The 12,250-nt window shown below is 70.4% G+C and carries 15 protein-coding genes and 1 pseudogene; 7 read left to right on the top strand and 9 right to left on the bottom strand.

The features are described 5' to 3' along the window. Positions 1–62: 62 nt before the first annotated feature. From AB0L37_RS28695 to AB0L37_RS28685, 3 genes are read left to right on the top strand one after another with little or no spacing between them, the layout of a single operon-like run. Positions 63–1,016 (top strand): ABC transporter substrate-binding protein, encoded by a 954-nt coding sequence (locus AB0L37_RS28695; protein ID WP_365511461.1) that lies wholly within the window; start codon positions 63–65, stop codon positions 1,014–1,016. Between the two features lie 42 nt (positions 1,017–1,058). After that, complete coding sequence (locus tag AB0L37_RS28690) at positions 1,059–1,997, top strand: amino acid ABC transporter permease (RefSeq protein ID WP_365511458.1); 939 nt, start codon at positions 1,059–1,061, stop codon at positions 1,995–1,997. Positions 1,998–2,000: 3 nt separating this feature from the next. Next, a complete protein-coding gene (locus tag AB0L37_RS28685) occupies positions 2,001–2,762 on the top strand; it encodes an amino acid ABC transporter ATP-binding protein (RefSeq protein WP_365511456.1) in 762 nt (253 codons plus the stop codon). Positions 2,763–2,997: 235 nt separating this feature from the next. On the opposite strand, the gene AB0L37_RS28680 is transcribed toward AB0L37_RS28685, so the two are convergent. Next, entirely contained in the window at positions 2,998–3,774 is a 777-nt protein-coding gene (locus tag AB0L37_RS28680) for a class I SAM-dependent methyltransferase (RefSeq protein WP_365511453.1), read from the bottom strand. 88 nt (positions 3,775–3,862) lie between these two features. On the opposite strand from AB0L37_RS28680, the gene AB0L37_RS28675 reads away from it, so the two are divergent. Further along, positions 3,863–4,492, top strand: a complete 630-nt coding sequence (locus tag AB0L37_RS28675; RefSeq protein WP_365511450.1) for a CGNR zinc finger domain-containing protein — start codon at positions 3,863–3,865, stop codon at positions 4,490–4,492. On the opposite strand, the gene sodX is transcribed toward AB0L37_RS28675, so the two are convergent. Next, positions 4,396–4,839 carry a nickel-type superoxide dismutase maturation protease gene (gene sodX / locus AB0L37_RS28670; protein WP_365511447.1) on the bottom strand — a complete coding sequence of 148 codons (444 nt, stop codon included), beginning with the start codon at positions 4,837–4,839 and terminating at the stop codon, positions 4,396–4,398. The two genes, AB0L37_RS28675 and sodX, sit on opposite strands and share 97 nt — an antisense overlap. A 167-nt stretch (positions 4,840–5,006) precedes the next feature. Between sodX and sodN the strand changes: the two genes are divergently transcribed. Then, positions 5,007–5,402, top strand: coding sequence for a superoxide dismutase, Ni (gene sodN, locus AB0L37_RS28665; RefSeq protein ID WP_365511445.1), 396 nt, complete (start codon positions 5,007–5,009; stop codon positions 5,400–5,402). Between the two features lie 150 nt (positions 5,403–5,552). Then, positions 5,553–6,395 carry a hypothetical protein gene (locus AB0L37_RS28660; protein WP_365511442.1) on the top strand — a complete coding sequence of 281 codons (843 nt, stop codon included), beginning with the start codon at positions 5,553–5,555 and terminating at the stop codon, positions 6,393–6,395. A 4-nt stretch (positions 6,396–6,399) separates the two neighbouring features. Here the strand turns inward: AB0L37_RS28660 and AB0L37_RS28655 are convergent, their stop codons facing one another. The 5 genes and pseudogenes from AB0L37_RS28655 to AB0L37_RS28635 form a co-directional block, all read right to left on the bottom strand. Further along, a complete protein-coding gene (locus tag AB0L37_RS28655; protein WP_365511439.1) occupies positions 6,400–6,843 on the bottom strand; it encodes a group II truncated hemoglobin in 444 nt (147 codons plus the stop codon). A 74-nt stretch (positions 6,844–6,917) separates the two neighbouring features. Further along, positions 6,918–7,838, bottom strand: a complete 921-nt coding sequence (locus AB0L37_RS28650) for a hypothetical protein (RefSeq protein ID WP_365511436.1) — start codon at positions 7,836–7,838, stop codon at positions 6,918–6,920. Next, the gene (locus AB0L37_RS28645) at positions 7,835–8,383 is read right to left on the bottom strand and encodes a sugar O-acetyltransferase (protein WP_365511651.1); all 549 of its coding nucleotides are present in this window, start codon (positions 8,381–8,383) and stop codon (positions 7,835–7,837) included. Before AB0L37_RS28645 ends, AB0L37_RS28650 begins: the two co-directional genes overlap by 4 nt. Before the next feature lie 33 nt (positions 8,384–8,416). Beyond that, positions 8,417–8,734: pseudogene (locus AB0L37_RS28640) on the bottom strand (DUF952 domain-containing protein); the annotation flags it as partial. Between the two features lie 42 nt (positions 8,735–8,776). After that, the gene (locus tag AB0L37_RS28635) at positions 8,777–9,364 is read right to left on the bottom strand and encodes a dihydrofolate reductase family protein (protein WP_365511434.1); all 588 of its coding nucleotides are present in this window, start codon (positions 9,362–9,364) and stop codon (positions 8,777–8,779) included. 111 nt (positions 9,365–9,475) lie between these two features. Here AB0L37_RS28635 and AB0L37_RS28630 point away from each other — a divergent pair, with 111 nt between their 5' ends. Next, positions 9,476–10,066, top strand: coding sequence for a TetR family transcriptional regulator (locus tag AB0L37_RS28630; RefSeq protein WP_365511431.1), 591 nt, complete (start codon positions 9,476–9,478; stop codon positions 10,064–10,066). 27 nt (positions 10,067–10,093) lie between these two features. On the opposite strand, the gene AB0L37_RS28625 is transcribed toward AB0L37_RS28630, so the two are convergent. Further along, positions 10,094–10,702 (bottom strand): GNAT family N-acetyltransferase, encoded by a 609-nt coding sequence (locus tag AB0L37_RS28625; RefSeq protein ID WP_365511428.1) that lies wholly within the window; start codon positions 10,700–10,702, stop codon positions 10,094–10,096. Positions 10,703–11,030: 328 nt separating this feature from the next. Further along, a complete protein-coding gene (locus AB0L37_RS28620) occupies positions 11,031–12,149 on the bottom strand; it encodes a family 2 encapsulin nanocompartment cargo protein polyprenyl transferase (RefSeq protein WP_365511425.1) in 1,119 nt (372 codons plus the stop codon). Positions 12,150–12,250 lie beyond the last annotated feature (101 nt).

Genomic DNA, 12,250 nt, shown 5'->3' with positions numbered 1-12,250 from the left:
AGGTGTGTGCCACACGTCGACCTATGCACGGCAACTCCCTCACCCTGCCGGAGGAACCAACCATGACCGCAAGCACCACCCGTCGTACCACCGCGAAGTCCCGGATAGCCGCGGTCGGCGCGATCGCGGTCGCCGGCACCCTGCTGCTGACCGGCTGCGGTGACCAGACGAAGTCCGAGGAGGGCTCCGCGAAGTCCTCCACGAAGTCCGCGCCGCTCGCGAGCAAGCTCCCGAAGGAGATCCGCGACAAGGGCGTCATCCGCGTCGGCTCCGACATCGCGTACGCGCCGGTCGAGTTCAAGGACAAGTCGGGCAAGGCCATCGGTATCGACCCCGACCTCGCGGACGCCCTCGGCAAGCAGCTGGGCGTGAAGTTCGAGTTCCAGAACGGCACCTTCGACACCCTGATCACGGGTCTGCGCTCGAACCGCTACGACATCGCCATGTCGGCCATGACCGACACCAAGGACCGCCAGGACGGTGTCGACTCCGACACCGGCAAGAAGGTCGGCGAGGGCGTCGACTTCGTCGACTACTTCAACGCCGGCGTCTCGATCTACACACCCAAGGGCAAGACCCAGTCCATCAAGACCTGGGACGACCTGTGCGGCAAGAAGATCGTCGTCCAGCGCGGCACCGTCTCGCACGACCTCGCCAAGGCGCAGGCCAAGAAGTGCAAGGGCGGCAAGAAGCTCGGCATCCAGGCCTTCGACGACGACCAGCAGGCGCAGACCCGGCTGCGCTCCGGTGGCGCCGACGCCGGCTCCTCCGACTTCCCGGTCGCCGCGTACGCGGTGAAGACCTCGGGCGGCGGCAAGGACTTCGAGATCGTCGGCGACCAGGTCGAGGCGGCGCCGTACGGCATCGCGGTGGCCAAGGACCAGACGCAGCTGCGCGACGCCATCAAGGCCGCGCTCGACGCCGTGATCAAGAACGGCGACTACGACAAGATCATCGCCAAGTGGGGCGTCGAGGCCGGCGCCGTGAAGGAAGCCACTGTCAACGGCGGCAAGTGACCGCATCGCGGGCTCAGTTGACGTCGTTGAAAGGCAAGATCCGTGTCTGCTGACATAAAGAAGACGGGCGGCGGCCCCCAGGACACGCCGCCGCCCGTGACCGTGCCGGAAGCCATCAGGGCGATCCCGGTCCGGCATTACGGGCGCTACCTCGCCGCGGTCATCGCCCTCGGGCTCCTCGGCTCGATCATCTACGCGTTCGGCCAGGGCAAGATCCAGTGGGGCACGGTCCCCGAGTACTTCTTCGACGACCGCATCCTGACGGGCGTCGGCAAGACCCTGCTCCTGACCGTCCTGTCGATGCTGATCGGTGTCGTCGGCGGTATCACCCTCGCCGTGATGCGCCTGTCGAAGAACCCGGTGACCAGCTCGATCGCCTGGTTCTACATCTGGTTCTTCCGCGGCACCCCGGTCCTGGTCCAGCTGTTCATCTGGTTCAACCTGGGCCTGGTCTTCGAGTACATCAACCTCGGGCCGATCTACAAGGACTACTGGTCGTCCTTCATGACGCCGCTGCTCACGGCCCTCCTCGGCCTGGGGCTCAACGAGGCGGCGTACATGGCGGAGATCTGCCGCGCGGGCCTCATGTCCGTCGACGAGGGCCAGACCGAGGCGTCGCACGCGCTCGGCATGAGCCACTCCAAGACGCTGCGCCGCATCGTGATCCCGCAGGCCATGCGGGTCATCGTGCCGCCGACCGGCAACGAGTTCATCAACATGCTGAAGACCACCTCGCTCGTCGCGGCGGTCCAGTTCAACGAACTCTTCCGGTACGCCCAGGACATCGGGCAGCAGTCCGGCGCCCCGGTGGAGATGTACTTCACCGCGGCCGCCTGGTACCTGGTCATGACGTCGATCCTGAGCGTCGGGCAGTTCTACATCGAGCGTTACTACGCGCGGGGCACGACGCGGCAGCTGCCGAGCACGCCGTGGCAGAAGGTGAAGGCCAACATGGTTTCACTGTCCGCTTGGAGGCGATGACCTGTGAACGCAATGGTCAAGGCTGAGGGCGTCCACAAGTCCTTCGGCAACGTGGAGGTCCTCAAGGGCATCGACCTGGAGGTCAAGCAGGGTGAGGTCTTCTGCCTCATCGGCCCCTCCGGCTCCGGCAAGTCGACGTTCCTGCGGTGCATCAACCACCTGGAGAAGATCAACGGCGGTCGGCTCTACGTCGACGGCGAGCTGGTCGGCTACCGGCAGCAGGGCGACAAGCTCTTCGAACTCCGCGACCGGGAAGTCGCGTTGAAGCGGCGCGACATCGGCATGGTGTTCCAGCGCTTCAACCTCTTCCCGCACATGACGGCGCTCGAGAACGTCATGGAGGCGCCGGTCCAGGTCAAGAAGCAGTCGAAGGCGCAGGCCAGGGAGCGGGCGGCGCAGCTGCTCGACCGCGTCGGTCTCGCCGACAAGGCGGGCAACTACCCCTCGCAGCTCTCCGGCGGCCAGCAGCAGCGCGTCGCCATCGCGCGGGCCCTGGCGATGGACCCGAAGCTGATGCTGTTCGACGAGCCGACGTCCGCGCTCGACCCGGAGCTGGTCGGTGACGTCCTCGACGTCATGCGCGACCTCGCCGAGTCGGGCATGACGATGATCGTCGTCACGCACGAGATGGGCTTCGCGCGCGAGGTCGGCGACAGCCTGGTCTTCATGGACGAGGGCGTCGTGGTCGAGTCGGGCCACCCGCGGGACGTCCTGACGAACCCCCGCCACGAACGCACGCAGGGCTTCCTCTCGAAGGTCCTGTAGGCGTCCGGCAACGGAAAGGACCCGGCAGCGCGTCTGCCGGGTCCTTTCCGTTGCCGGGTGCGGGTTGCGTCGTGGCTGGTCGCGCCCCGCGGCGGAGCCGCTGATGTCACAGCCCCGCGCCCCTGAAGGCGAGCGCCTTCGCCGCTCAGCCTTCATCGGGGAAATGCGCGCGAAGCGCAGGCATTTCAGGGGCGCGGGGAACTGCGCGACCAGCCCCCACGCACCCGCAGACGATTCACTTCACGGCAAGAACCATCGCGTCCGACGGCGACGCCCACACCACCCGCGCCTCCCCGAACCCGGCATCGCGGAGCGCCCCCGAGTGCCAGCCGGCCGACGGAGTCTCCCCGTCCGCGTGCTCCCCGTAGATCTCGAACCGCCGCGCCGTCGGCTCGGCCAGGACCGGGTCCTTCGCGGCCAGCGCCCACCACTCGGCCCAGTCCACCGCCCCGCCCGTCTTCGCCGCGTCCATCCGCGCATGCCGCAGCGCCCGCTCCGCGGCGTTGATCCGGGGCGTCGAGGGGTCGATCATGTGGTCCGCGTTCATGAAGACACCGCCGTCCCGCACCAGCGGGCCGAGTCGGCCGTAGAGCGCGGCGAGGGGTTCGGAGTGCAGCCAGTGCAGGGCGGTGGCCGTGAGCACGGCGTCGTACGAGTCGTGCGGCAGCGCCGACGTCCACTGCGGGTTCTTGAGGTCGGCGGTCACGAAGCTGACCCGCTCGTCGCCCTCGAACGTGCCGCGCGCGATGGCGAGCAGCGCCGGGTCGAGGTCGACGCCCACACTCGTCGCCTCCGGGAACCGCTTCAGGAGCCGGTCCGTGATACTTCCCGTACCGCACGCGAGATCGAGCACCCGGGGCGCGGGCCCGACGAACGCCTCGACCATGTCGAGCATCACCCGGAACCGCTCCTCGCGGTCGGGCATGTACCACTCCTGCTGCCGGTCCCAGCTGTCCTGCCAGGCACGCCAGTCGGTCGCCGGGGCGGTGTCGGGGGCGGTGGTCTCGGTCATGGAAGGTCCCTCCCGTAATACCCTTGAGCGCGAAGCGAGCATTACTCTCGCCGACCCCGACGATAGACCGCACCGGTAAGGACTACAAGTGGAACTGGCCTATTACTCGGACTACGCCGTGCGTCTCGTCAACACCGAGGAACCGGGGCGTGGCAAGGACACGTTGACCTCGGTGGAAGCGGTGCGCGAGCTCTTCGGCGCCAGCCAGGACGCGGCCCGCCGCGCCACCGACGCCGACCTGACCCGCTTCCGCGGCATCCGGGCGCGCCTGCGCACCGTCTTCGAGGCCGCCGACGGAGGCGACGAGGAGCTCGCGGTGAACCTGCTGAACTCGCTGCTCCTGGAGTTCCCGGTGAGCCCGCAGATCTCCGGGCACAACCACCGCGACGAGGACGGCCGCCCGCTGTGGCACATGCACCTGGCGGACCACCCGTCGAACGCGACGGCGGGCTACGCGGCGATCGCCGCGATGGGCCTCGCGTTCCACCTCACCGAGTACGGCGTGGACCGCCTCGGCATCTGCGAGGCGACGCCCTGCCGCAACGCGTACCTCGACACGTCCACGAACCGCTCACGGCGCTACTGCTCGGACCGCTGCGCGACCCGCGCCAACGTCGCCGCCTACCGCGCCCGCAAGCGCCTGGAGGCCGACCGGTCCGAGAGCACGGGGCGTACGGCGGAGAAGACCCAGGACAGCACGGCCGTCACCGACCGCTGACCCTCGCCCTCGGCCCACGGCCTGCGGCGCCGCAGCCGCCCGCGCACCTTGGCGAGCACCAGCTCGTCCGGCACGACGCCGTACACGGTGCTGTCGCCGCCGGCCCCCGGGTTGTCGCCGAGGACCCACCAGCCGCCGTCCCTGCGCTCGGCGATCCGCTTCACCACCAGAAGGTCCTGCTGGAAGGGGTGGCGCAGCACGATGACGTCCCCCGGCCGCACGCGGGCGCCGTGCTGCACCAGCATCCAGTCACCCGGATACAGGGTGGGGACCATGGACGGACCGTCCACCTCGATGATCTGAAACGGCACCTTCGCCTCGCGCACTTCCTCGACCGCCTCGGGCATCAGACATCCTCCCCGGTTCCCGCCGTGCTCGGCACCTGTTCCATCCTCCACCAGTCCCAGTCTGACCCCGGTCTTTTGACCTAAGCCCCCGGGGGCACCCGAGAAAACCCGTCCTGCACGGAGTAATGTCGCACCCGAGAAGACGATCACGAGGAAGGAACAGCTACATGCTTTCCCGCCTGTTCGCCCCCAAGGTGAAGGCCAGCGCCCACTGCGACCTCCCCTGCGGCGTGTACGACCCCGCCCAGGCCCGCATCGAGGCCGAGTCGGTCAAGGCCGTCCAGGAGAAGATGGCCGGCAACGACGACCCGCACTTCCAGGCGCGCGCCACGGTCATCAAGGAGCAGCGTGCCGAGCTCGCCAAGCACCACGTCTCGGTGCTGTGGAGCGACTACTTCAAGCCCCCGCACTTCGAGAAGTACCCGGAGCTGCACCAGCTGGTCAACGACACCCTGAAGGCCCTCTCGGCCGCCAAGGGCTCGACCGACCCGGCCACGGGCCAGAAGGCGCTCGACTACATCGCCCAGATCGACAAGATCTTCTGGGAGACGAAGAAGGCCTGATCCAGGCCTCGTTCACGTCCGCGGAACCGGCGGGCGGTGCACCCCCGCGGGTTCGCTGCGTGCACATCTCCGAAGGGCCCGACCGGGCATCCCCCGGCGGGCCCTTCGCCATCCCCTCCCCCGCCCTCAGCCCCGTACAGGAGTCGTTCCATGTCCCGCCGTCCCCGCGTCCTCTACGTCACCGACCTCGCGTACGAGGCCCGTGGCCGGCGCTACTGCGACGAGGACATCCGGCTCACCTCGCGGCTGCGCGCGACATTCGACCTCGCGCTGTGCCATCCGCTGGACGCGGCCGCGCTGATGGACGGCTTCGACGCGGTCGTGGTGCGCAACAGCGGCCCGGTGCTCGGCTACCAGGAGGCCTACGAGGCGTTCCGCGCGCAGGCCCTGGAGCGGGGCGTGAACGTCTACAACCCGCTGACCGGCCGCGCCGACATGGCCGGCAAGCAGTACCTCCTGGACCTGACCGCCGCTGGGTACCCGGTCATCCCGACCGTCGACCGGGCCGAGGACCTGGGGCTGCTGCCCCGCGCCGAGAGTTACGTGGCGAAGCCGAAGCTGGGCGCGGACTCGATAGGACTGCGTTTCGTACGACCCGACGACCTTGCCGAACTCCCTTACGGAGACGGCCTGTTGGTCCAGCCGCGCATCGACTTCGCGTACGAGGTCTCCTTCTACTTCGTCGACGACCGGCTCCAGTACGCCCTGTACGCGCCCGACCCGGACCGCCGCTGGGAGCTCGTCCCGTACCAACCCACCGACTCCGACCGGGAGTTCGCCCGGAGCTTCGTCGAGTGGAACACCCTCGCGCACGGCATCCAGCGCGTCGACGCCTGCCGCGCCCCGGACGGCGAACTGCTCCTCGTGGAGCTGGAGGACCTCAACCCCTATCTTTCACTCGACCTGGTGGACGAGGCGACGCAGGAGGCGTTCGTCCGGGCGATGGCGGACTCGATCCGCGCGACGACCGATGCCCGTACGCCGGTGAACTAGACGCTCACCACCGCCACTTGGGGACTTCGCGCAGCGGATGGAGCTCCTCCTCGGTGCGGGCCCGCGAGTTCTGCTGCGCCACGCGCGTGCCGAACTCGATGTGCGAGCGGAAGGCCGCCCGGAACCCCTCGTCGTCCGGCAGCCCCGCCTCGTCGAGCGCCTCCTCGTACAACTCGGCGAAGCGCACCCGCTGTTCGTCGGTGATGTCGAGACCGCGGTGCACGTCGACGAGGTGCCGGAAGCCGAGTTCGCTCGTGAAGCGGTCCGGGCCGCCGAGGGACTCCGCCGTGAACCAGGTCAGATGCTCCACGTGGTGCGGCCGCCGGTGCGGGAAGAGGGCCTTGAGGACCGGGTCGGCAAGCACCTTCCCGTAGAAGATCTCCTCCACGCGGTGCAGTCCCTCGTCGCCGCCCACATGGTCGTACAGCGTTTCCTCGTTGTCCGTCATGAACAGCACCCCCTGGCGACATGACCGTCACATCGGAACGTAGCGGACATCCCGACGCCGCGGAACAGACCGGCTCACGCCGGCTTCAGCACCGCCTCGGCGTTCGCGAGCATCCGGTCCCGGTCGGTGCGCACCGCCTCGAACTCGGCCCGGTGGAGGGCCAGTTCACGCCGCTGGAGCCGGTTCGCCACCGCCCACCACACGCCTGCCGTGTTGAGCGCGCGCTTGCACTCGATGTCGGCGACGGCCGTGCCCAACTCCCTCGGTGTACGGGCCGTGTTGCCGTCCTGGCCCCGCTTCCACTCCTTGGCGCCGTAGGCCGCGGCGGGATCGGAGTACCGCTTGAACCCCTTGTCCACCACACAGTCGGCCCACGCCGTGAACGCGCGCCGCATCCGCGGATCCCGCTCGACCCGCTTACGTATCACCGCGCCGCGCCCGCTCACGTACGTCCACGTCCGTCTGACGTTCCGCACCCCGCGCTCGAGCCGCAGGGACGCCTCCCCGTAGCAGCCGCTGTGCGAGGTGCGCCGGTCGCCGTAGTAGACGTCGGACTCCTCGGCCGTCATCTCCCGCCCCTCCGGCTCGGGCGGCGACGTCCTGCGCCGCGGGTCCCAGCCGTAGCCCCAGCGGCGCGCGGCGCCCAGGTCGTAGAGGCCGACGGGTCCGGTCGCCACGATCACGAGCGCGCGCATGGTCGTACCCCTGCCCTGACCCGGGTACTTCGGGTCCCGCGGGAATCCGGCGAAGCCGTGCCGGACCATGCAGCGCTGCGTGAGCAGCTTCCTGGCCTGCTCCAGGCGGTCGTACGCCTTCCCGTTCACCGCCGTGAACTCGTAGGCGTCCAAGGGAAGTTCGGGCATCTCGTTCTCCGCCCACACGACCGGCGTCCCGTCCGCCCAGGCCTTCGGGTGACCGGCAAAGCCCTGGTCACCCCCGGCGAACCCCACGAGCAGCGCCCCCGCGAGGACGCACACCGCCCCCCGGCGTCTCACTCCCCGGCCCTCCCGAGCTTCCGTACGACGCGCGCCGGGTTGCCGACGGCCACCACGTCCGGCGGCAGGTCGCGAGCCACGACGGAGCCCGCTCCCACCACCGTGTTCGCGCCGATGGTGACACCGGGGCAGACGATGACACCGCCGCCCAGCCAGACGTTGTCGCCGATCGTGATCGGCTTCGCCGCCTCCCACTTCGCGCGGCGCGGCTCCGGGTCGATCGGGTGAGTGGGGGTGAGGAGTTGGACGTTCGGGCCGATCTGCACGTCCTCCCCGATCCTGATCGGCGCGACGTCCAGCATCACGGCGCCGCAGTTGACGAAGGTGCGCGCGCCGATGCTGATGTACCGGCCGTAGTCGACGGCGAGCGGCGGGCGCACCACCACGTCCTCGCCGACCTCACCGAGGAGTTCGCGCAGCAGGGCGCGGCGCGCGGGCAGGTCGGTGACGCTGCTCGCGTTGTACCGCTCCCCCAGTTCGGCGGCGCGCAGCGCGTCCGCCTCCAGTTCCGGGTCGTCGGCGAGGTAGAGGTCGCCGGCGAGCATGCGTTCCTTCTGGCTACGGTTCTCAGGCCGCGGCCAGTCCCGTACCTCGGTCACCGCGGCGGCCGGCAACGGACCGTAGATGTGCGGGAATTGAGGCCCTCCGGGCTTGATCTCCTCGACGCGCACCGGCACGTCCAGCCGGGCCGGGTCGATGACGAGCACCACCAGTTCGCCGGGCGCGGGCGCCGCCCCGTACAACAACTCGGCGACGCCGCGCACCTGATGCGGGAACGAGCAGTGGATGAACCCCTCCTCCTGAAGGGTCCTGCCGCGGGTCGACCAGGTGTACGTGCCCGCGGTCCGGGCGCTCTCCCACAGGGCGCGCTCGGTGATGTGCAGCAGTTCGCTCATGCCGGACAACCTATGAGGTCGCGCGGCCGCGACAGCCTGGCATCACGCCCTCCGTGCGTACCGGCGGACGATCGCGCCGTTGCCGAAGATCCAGTTCTCCTCCAGGGAGAACTGCGCCAGGGAGTACGCGCGGCCCCCGAACATCGGCATGCCGCCGCCGAAGACCACCGGGTACGTCTTGACCACCAGTTCGTCGACCTCGTCCGCGAGCAGCCCGGCCAGCTGTGCGCCGCCGCACAGCCAGATGCCCAGCTCGCCGTCCTCCGCCTTGAGTTCGCGGACCTTCCCGACGACGTCGTCGCGGATCAGCTCCACGTTCGGGTGCGGGGACTCGGTGAGGCTGCGCGTGGCGACGTACTCGCGCAGATGCCCGTACGGGCTGGTGACGCCGGCGTCGAGGCCCACCTGATAGCTGCCGCGGCCCTGGACGACGGTGTCGAACTTCTTGTTCGCCGCCCCGTCGAGGCCGAACGACGGGCGGGCCTGGGTGGGGAGCGTCTCGGGATACTCGCTGGTCAGGAACCCGAGGTACTCCTCGTCGAGGAAGGACATGAACACGGATCCGTCTCCGGACTCGTCTCCGATGAAGCCGTCGATGGACGCGGCGATGAAGTACGTGAGCTTGCGCAAGCCGGTCTCTTTCCGCAGGGGGCAAGGGAGTTGGGGCGTACACCGCCCGAACCACTTCAGTTATAGTGCTTCAGGTGTAGTGGTTACAAGTGTTTTTCAGGAGGCGTCACCATGGCGAGGAATCCGGAGCGCAGGGCCGCCCTCGTGGACGCGGCCGTCGAGGTACTGGCGGCCGAAGGCGCGCGGGGTCTGACCTTCCGTGCGGTGGACACGGCGGCGGGCGTCCCCATCGGCACGTCGTCCAACTACTTCGCCAACCGGGACGACCTGCTCCACCAGATCGACGGCTGGCTGCACCAGCGGCTCGCGCCGAAGCCGGAGATCATCGAGAAACTGCTCGCGCGGCCCCGGGACCGGGCCCTGGTCACCGCGTTCATGCACGACATGATGGACCGCGTCCGGGGCGACCGCACCGGCTTCCTCGCCCTGATGGAGATGCGCCTGGAGGCGAGCCGCAGGCCCGAACTGCGCGCTTCCCTGATGACGTCGCTGCGCGGCGACCTCGACTCCGGCATCGCGTTCAACGCCGAGGCGGGGCTGCCCGGCGACGCCGAGGACATCACGCTGCTCTACCTGGGCATGCTCGGGCTGATCCTTGAGCAGCTGACGATGCCGGGGATGCTGGACGGGGCGATCCCCGGCGTGAGCGTGCCGGACGGTGTGGTGGAGCGGCTGGTGGAGCGGATCGTGCCCGCGGGATGAGTCACGCGGGGTCACTCATGCGGCAGCTCAACTCGCCTGCGGCTCCCGCCACATGGGCCACAGCGTCGGCCCGTCCGGCAGGTCGAGCGCCGTCCCCGTGAACACGAACCCGAGCCGCTCGTACAGCGCGCGGCTGCGCGGGTTGCTGGCTTCCAGATAGGCAGGCAGCCCCTCCCGGTCGCAGCGCTCCAGGACCGGTGCCATCAGCGCGCTGCCGAGGCCCTCGCCCTGCCGGCCCGGCACGACACCGATCATCCAGAGGTAGACGTGCGCGCGGCCCACGGGGTGGATGCCCGCCGTCCACCGGGCTATCTGCTCGACCCGTTCGTTGTCCGGGTCGACGGCGGCGCGCACGGCCGCGGCCTGTTCGGCCAGTTCGGCCTCGGTCGGCGCGTGGAACTCCTCCGGCATGTCCATCCACAGGGCGACCGCCGCGTCGTCCTCCACGAGGTCGATGTAGCCGTCGGCGAGCGTGGCGTCGGTGAACGCCGCCATCAGCCCCGCGTGCCGGGCCCGCCGGTACTCCTCACTGGGGAAGACCCAGCCGCTGACCGGATCGTCCATGAACGCCTCGTCGAGCAGTCGTACGACGAGGTCCCGATCACCCTGCTCCGCCCGCCGGATCCGCACACCCACGCCGACCGCCCCCTGCCTCAACCCTCAACACGCCTGTCCTGTCCGGTCGTTGGCAGCCTAAGTGATCAGCGGGGCGGACGGGCACGGGCCCCGCGCTCCGCCCGGAAAGCGGCGGAATGCGGGGCGCTGCGGTGCCGGGTGGGTTGTGCCGGGGGGCGGTACCGGGTGGGAGGAGACGAGGGGCGGTGCCGGGTGGGAGGAGACGGGGGGCGGTGCCGGGTGGGCGGTGCTGTGCGGTGCCGGGTGGGTCAGCCGCCCGCCACGCTCTGGTTGAGCGTGTCGCTGCGGCTCATCGCCGGAACGCCTCAGCGCGCCCGTCGGTAAGACGTCAGTAGCCGCGCCACGTGACGAACTCCGCCAGCGACAGCAGCCCGTCCGCCGCCTCCGGCACCGGGACCGCCCGGGACAGCTGGTGCACGGCACGGGCCATCTGGTCCGCGGCCTCCGTCTGCGCCCAGTCCCGACCGCCGGCCCGCTCGACCGCGAGCGCGATGGCCTCCAGGTCAGCCGCGCTCTCCGTGCCGGAGCCCGGCGGCTGCCCGTACAGCGCCGCCAGTTCGGCCGCGGCCGGGCCGCCCGCGGCGAGGCCCGCGACGACCGGCAGGGACTTCTTGCGTACGGCCAGGTCGGCCCCGGCCGGCTTGCCGGTGCGGGCCGGATCGCCCCAGATCCCGATCACGTCGTCGATCAGCTGGAACGCGAGGCCCGCCGCCCGCCCGAATGCGTCCAGCGCCTCGACCTCCTCCGGCGCCGCCCCCGCGTACAGCCCGCCGAGCGCACACGCGCAGCCGAGCAGCGCCCCGGTCTTGGCCTCCGCCATGGCGAGGGTCTCCCCCAGGGTCACCTCCCCGGGGCCACGCCGCTCCAGGGCGACGTCCGTGGACTGGCCTGCGCACAACTCCACGACGCAGTCGGCGAGTCGGGCCGCCGCGGCAGGCGCCGCCGGGTGCCGGTCCTCGGCGAGCAGGCGCTGTGCCAGGGCCTGGAGCGCGTCGCCCGCCAGGATCGCGTCGGCGTCCCCGAACACCTTCCACGCGGTCGCCCGGTGCCTGCGGGTGGCGTCCCGGTCCATCACGTCGTCGTGCAGCAACGTGAAGTTGTGCGTCAGCTCCACCGCTGCCGCCGCCCGGACCGCCTGCTCGGGCCGCCCGCCGAGGGCCCGCGCCGCGGCCAGGACGAGGGCGGGCCGTACGGCCTTGCCCGCGTTCCCCGCCGCGGGCGTACCGTCCGCGTGCTCCCAGCCGAAGTGGTACAGGGCGACGCGGCGTATGGAGCCCGGCAGGGACTCGACGGCCCGGCGCAGCTCGGGGTCGACGGCGCCCCTGGCCTGCGCCAGGATCACCGCCGCCTCCTGCGTCTCGTGCCCGTCGCTGACCGTGCTCACCGTGCTCACCGCCACCGGATCGGCAGGCTCTGCCGCCACTCGCGTCTCCGTCGTCTGCGTCATGGACTCACCCCGGAGAGGGTGCGGACGGTGGCGGTTCCGCTGGTGCTGGGCGCGTACCCCCTGGTTGTACCCGCCCCGGCGGGCGGGGACACGGGCCGCCG

The organism is Streptomyces sp. NPDC052225 (genome assembly GCF_040679615.1).
Classification (GTDB): domain Bacteria; phylum Actinomycetota; class Actinomycetes; order Streptomycetales; family Streptomycetaceae; genus Streptomyces.
The sequence above is the reverse complement of the archived record's forward strand: the minus strand, read 5'-3'. Positions and strand labels throughout refer to the sequence as shown.

Coding starts and splice junctions, on each gene's coding strand:
- AB0L37_RS28655 (WP_365511439.1), bottom strand. CDS start 6,843: ATGACGGACAACGAGGAAACGCTGTACGACCATGTGGGCGGCGACGAG.
- AB0L37_RS28630 (WP_365511431.1), top strand. CDS start 9,476: ATGGCGAGGAATCCGGAGCGCAGGGCCGCCCTCGTGGACGCGGCCGTC.
- AB0L37_RS28620 (WP_365511425.1), bottom strand. CDS start 12,149: ATGACGCAGACGACGGAGACGCGAGTGGCGGCAGAGCCTGCCGATCCG.
- sodN (WP_365511445.1), top strand. CDS start 5,007: ATGCTTTCCCGCCTGTTCGCCCCCAAGGTGAAGGCCAGCGCCCACTGC.
- AB0L37_RS28645 (WP_365511651.1), bottom strand. CDS start 8,383: ATGCTCGCCGGCGACCTCTACCTCGCCGACGACCCGGAACTGGAGGCG.
- AB0L37_RS28660 (WP_365511442.1), top strand. CDS start 5,553: ATGTCCCGCCGTCCCCGCGTCCTCTACGTCACCGACCTCGCGTACGAG.
- sodX (WP_365511447.1), bottom strand. CDS start 4,839: ATGCCCGAGGCGGTCGAGGAAGTGCGCGAGGCGAAGGTGCCGTTTCAG.
- AB0L37_RS28680 (WP_365511453.1), bottom strand. CDS start 3,774: ATGACCGAGACCACCGCCCCCGACACCGCCCCGGCGACCGACTGGCGT.
- AB0L37_RS28695 (WP_365511461.1), top strand. CDS start 63: ATGACCGCAAGCACCACCCGTCGTACCACCGCGAAGTCCCGGATAGCC.